Origin of the sequence: Streptomyces sp. SID1328 (assembly GCF_009865595.1) — a bacterium.
Lineage (GTDB): Bacteria > Actinomycetota > Actinomycetes > Streptomycetales > Streptomycetaceae > Streptomyces > Streptomyces griseoluteus.
The window spans coordinates 1-4,242 of the sequence record NZ_WWKH01000994.1 but is presented as its reverse complement, the minus strand read 5'-3'; the positions used below and the strand labels follow the sequence as shown (position 1 = coordinate 4,242).

At 69.5% G+C, this 4,242-nt stretch carries 5 protein-coding genes; 4 read left to right on the top strand and 1 reads right to left on the bottom strand.

What is annotated here, in order from left to right:
• Nucleotides 1-283: 283 nt before the first annotated feature.
• Nucleotides 284-1,036, top strand: coding sequence for an MBL fold metallo-hydrolase (locus tag GT030_RS32110; protein ID WP_161204094.1), 753 nt, complete (start codon nt 284-286; stop codon nt 1,034-1,036).
• A gap of 66 nt (nt 1,037-1,102) precedes the next feature.
• Here the strand turns inward: GT030_RS32110 and GT030_RS32105 are convergent, their stop codons facing one another.
• Nucleotides 1,103-2,368, bottom strand: a complete 1,266-nt coding sequence (locus tag GT030_RS32105) for a PTS transporter subunit EIIC (RefSeq protein ID WP_161204093.1) — start codon at nt 2,366-2,368, stop codon at nt 1,103-1,105.
• Between the two features lie 250 nt (nt 2,369-2,618).
• Here GT030_RS32105 and GT030_RS32100 point away from each other — a divergent pair, with 250 nt between their 5' ends.
• The 3 genes from GT030_RS32100 to GT030_RS32090 all read left to right on the top strand — a co-directional run bounded on the left by GT030_RS32100 (nt 2,619) and on the right by GT030_RS32090 (nt 4,213).
• On the top strand, nt 2,619-2,852 hold the full coding sequence (locus GT030_RS32100; protein WP_161204092.1) for a PTS glucose/sucrose transporter subunit IIB: 234 nt from the start codon (nt 2,619-2,621) through the stop codon (nt 2,850-2,852).
• Between the two features lie 89 nt (nt 2,853-2,941).
• A complete protein-coding gene (gene rph / locus GT030_RS32095; protein WP_161204091.1) occupies nt 2,942-3,679 on the top strand; it encodes a ribonuclease PH in 738 nt (245 codons plus the stop codon).
• Nucleotides 3,680-3,817: 138 nt separating this feature from the next.
• A complete protein-coding gene (locus GT030_RS32090; protein ID WP_135793650.1) occupies nt 3,818-4,213 on the top strand; it encodes a hypothetical protein in 396 nt (131 codons plus the stop codon).
• Nucleotides 4,214-4,242: the final 29 nt, after the last annotated feature.

Sequence of the window (4,242 nt, the reverse complement as noted above, 5' to 3'; positions counted from 1 at the left end):
CCACCAGCGTGGCGACCAGGGCCAGCAGGATTACCGCCACCAGCGCGAGCCACCAGGTCGTGTCCATGCGGAGGACGTTACCGGCGCGCGCCGCCTGCCGCGCGCCCTCCGCTGATCCCCATGCGCCCCCGGTCCAGCCGAACCGGTGACAGCACAGGTGAGTTCGCCCACAACGGCCCCTGGCGAAGGAGCGACCCGCGCTTTCGCGCCTTACGCTCGACGAACCGCACAACCATGCCCTGCTGCTTCCCGACCCGCTTCTGCCAACGGAGGTTTCCGCTCCATGAAGCTCACCGTCGTCGGCTGCTCGGGGTCGTTCCCGTCCGCGGAATCGGCCTGTTCGAGCTACCTCGTCGAGGCCGACGGCTTCCGGCTGCTTCTCGACATGGGCAACGGCGCCCTGGGGGAGTTGCAGCGCCACATCGGTCTGTACGACCTCGACGCGATCTTCCTCAGCCATCTGCACGCCGATCACTGCATCGACATGTGCGCGTACTTCGTGGCGCGCTACTACCGGCACGACGGCGGCCGCTGCGAGCCGATCCCGGTCTACGGCCCCGAGGGCACCGAGCACCGGCTGACCACGGCGTACGCCGACACGCCGTCCGCGTCCTCCATGAGCGAGGTCTTCGACTTCCACACGGTCAAGCCGTCCACCTTCGAGATCGGCCCCTTCACCGTGCACACCGAGCGGGTGCGGCACCCGGTCGAGGCCTACGCGATCCGGATCGAGCACGGGGGCAAGTCCCTCACGTACTCCGGGGACACCGGGGTCAGCGCGGCGCTGGACGACCTGGCGCGGGACGCCGACCTCTTCCTGTGCGAGGCCGCCTTCACGCACGGCAAGGAGAACATCCCCGACCTGCACCTCAACGGCCGCGAGGCCGGGGAGACCGCCACCCGCGCGGGCGCCCGCATGCTGGTCCTCACCCACATCCCGCCGTGGACCGACCCCGAGGTCAACCTGGCCGACGCCCGCGAGGCCTTCGCCGGCCCGGTGGAGGTGGCGACGCCCCGCATGACGTACGAGCTGTAGGCCCGGCCACGACGAAGGCCCCGGAACCTGGTCGGGTTCCGGGGCCCTGCGCGTACCTGGGCCGGGTTACTTGGCCTCTGCCTTCTGGATCTCGGCCAGCTCCTCGTCGGACTCGCGGCCCGGCGTGGGGAGGTTGAACTTGATGATGGCGAAGCGGAAGACCACGTAGTAGACGACCGCGAAGCACAGGCCGACCAGGATGAGGCCCCACGGGTTCGACGCGATGCCCCAGTTCAGGCCGAAGTCGATCGCGCCGGCCGAGAAGCCGAAGCCGTCCCGCATGCCCAGCGACCAGGTCAGCGCCATGGAGACACCGGTGAGCACCGCGTGGATCGCGTACAGCACCGGGGCGATGAACATGAAGGTGAACTCGATCGGCTCGGTGACACCGGTGACGAAGGAGGTCAGCGCGAGGGAGAACATCATGCCGCCGACGACCTTGCGGCGCTCGGGGCGGGCGCAGTGCACGATGGCGAGGCAGGCGGCGGGCAGCGCGAACATCATGATCGGGAAGAAGCCGGTCATGAACTGGCCCGCGTGCGGGTCACCGGCGAGGAAGCGCGCGATGTCGCCGCTCTTGCCGTTGTAGTCACCGGCCTGGAACCACGGGAACGAGTTCAGCAGGTGGTGCATGCCGATCGGGATCAGCGCGCGGTTGGCGACACCGAAGATGCCGGCGCCGACGGCGCCCGAGCCGACCAGCCACTCACCGAAGTTGTGCAGACCCGTGCCGAGCACCGGCCAGATGTAGCCGAAGACGATGCCGATGAGCAGACCGGCGAGCGCGGAGAGGATCGGGACCAGTCGGCGGCCGCCGAAGAAGCCGGCCCAGTCGGGCAGCTTGGTGCGGTAGAAGCGCTGGTAGAGCAGGGCGACGACGATGCCCATCACCACGCCGCCGAGGACCTTGGCGTCCACCGGGGCGTTCACCATGACGACCTTGCCGTCGACGGCGGTGGCCACCTTCGGCAGGTTCTTGTCGGTGAACGTGGCCAGCACGTTCTTGAAGACCAGGTAGCCGACGACCGCGGCGAGCGCCGTGGAGCCGTCCGACTTCTTGGCGAAGCCGATGGCGATGCCCACCGCGAACAGCAGCGCCATGTTGTCCAGGATCGCGTTGCCGCCCGCCGCCATGAAGGAGGCGATCTTGGTGAGGAACGCCGGGTAGGAGGGGTCACCCAGCATGTCGGCGTTGCCGAGCCGCACCAGGAGGGCGGCGGCGGGCAGCACCGCGACCGGCAGCATCAGACTGCGGCCGATCCGCTGGAGGACGCCCATCACCTTGGCGCCCCTCTTGTTCTCGGCCGGGGGCGCGGCGCTGGCCGTGGTCACAACTTCCTCCAGATGGGCAGGGCGCCGCCCTGGGACCATGGAGGGGGACGGCAGCGTCTGTGGTCTACACCACTTGTGGTGTAGACCTGTTGTAGCACGAGGGCACGGATATAAGGAACCCGTGAAATAGCGATCGTGGGGCTACACGGAGTGCCGGACCCGTGGGGGCCGGGGGGCGGTTTGGTGGGGTTCCCCCTGGTGGTGTAGACCAGTCTTCGGACGGTTCTCGTTCGGACCAGGGAGAAGGAACATGGCCAGCAAGGCTGAGAAGATCGTCGCCGGGCTCGGCGGCATCGACAACATCGACGAGGTCGAGGGCTGCATCACCCGCCTGCGTACCGAGGTCCACGACGCGTCGCTCGTCGACGAGGCCGCCCTGAAGGCCGCCGGCGCGCACGGTGTCGTGAAGATGGGCACCGCCATCCAGGTCGTCATCGGCACCGACGCCGACCCGATCGCCGCGGAGATCGAAGACATGATGTGAGCCGTCCGCCCAGCGGCAGCTCACCGGCGCGAGGGGCTTCTTCCCATGGGGGAGGAGCCCCTCGCGTCACTCCCGATAGGCTCAGCCGCATGTCTCGCATCGACGGCCGCACCCCCGAACAGCTCCGCCCCGTCACCATCGAACGCGGCTGGAGCAAGCACGCCGAGGGCTCCGTCCTCGTCTCCTTCGGCGACACCAAGGTGTTCTGCACCGCCAGCGTCACCGAAGGCGTCCCCCGCTGGCGCAAGGGCAGCGGCGAGGGATGGGTCACCGCCGAGTACTCCATGCTGCCCCGCTCCACCAACACCCGCGGCGACCGTGAGTCGGTCCGGGGCCGGATCGGCGGGCGCACGCACGAGATCTCCCGCCTCATCGGCCGCTCGCTGCGCGCCGTCATCGACTACAAGGCGCTCGGCGAGAACACCATCGTCCTGGACTGCGACGTCCTCCAGGCCGACGGTGGCACCCGCACCGCCGCCATCACCGGCGCTTACGTCGCCCTCGCCGACGCCGTCGCCTGGGCGCAGCGCAAGAAGCTGATCAAGGCGGGCCGCCAGCCGCTCACCGGCACGGTCGGCGCCGTCTCGGTCGGCATCGTCGACGGCGTCCCGCTGCTCGACCTCTGCTACGAGGAAGACGTGCGCGCCGAGACCGACATGAACGTGGTCTGCACCGGCGACGGCCGCTTCGTCGAGATCCAGGGCACCGCCGAGGCCGAGCCCTTCGCCCGCGAGGAACTGAACGCCCTGCTCGACCTGGGTGTGGCCGGCTGCGCCGAGCTCACCGACTTCCAGCGGGCCGCCCTCGCGCTGACCCTGCCCGAGTAGCACCGGCCGGGTAAAGGGCACCCCAAAAAAGCTGAGCTTGCCCGGGCAACCCCGCCCCGGCGGACCGCGTCTTGGACGGTACGGGCGCGCGGCTCGATCCCGCGCGCCCGGCCAGCCGTACCTGGGGAGGGACACCGCATGGCCGCCGGCCGCCGACGCCGTACCACCGCCATCGCCGCGCTCGCGGCCGCCGCGCTCACCATGGGCCTCACCACCGGCTGCGACGCCGTGAACAAGGCCCTGGACTGTGTGCAGACCGCCGACTCCATCGCGGACAGCGTCACCGACCTCCAGCAGGCCGTGGAGAACGCGGCGAACGATCCCACGCAGGCCGACGCCTCGCTGGACTCCATAGAGCAGAACCTCGACCGGATCGGCGACCGCACGGACGACGCCGACGTCAACAAGGCCGTGGACGACCTGAATTCGGCGGTCTCCAACGTACGGACCGCCATCAGGAACGGTGACAACACCCCGGACGTGCGCCCGGTCACCGACGCGGCCGGCGAACTCACCAAGGTCTGCACGCCTTAGGTCCTGTCTGACAATTCGCGTCGTCGCCC

Coding starts and splice junctions, on each gene's coding strand:
- GT030_RS32110 (WP_161204094.1), top strand. CDS start 284: ATGAAGCTCACCGTCGTCGGCTGCTCGGGGTCGTTCCCGTCCGCGGAA.
- GT030_RS32100 (WP_161204092.1), top strand. CDS start 2,619: ATGGCCAGCAAGGCTGAGAAGATCGTCGCCGGGCTCGGCGGCATCGAC.
- rph (WP_161204091.1), top strand. CDS start 2,942: ATGTCTCGCATCGACGGCCGCACCCCCGAACAGCTCCGCCCCGTCACC.
- GT030_RS32090 (WP_135793650.1), top strand. CDS start 3,818: ATGGCCGCCGGCCGCCGACGCCGTACCACCGCCATCGCCGCGCTCGCG.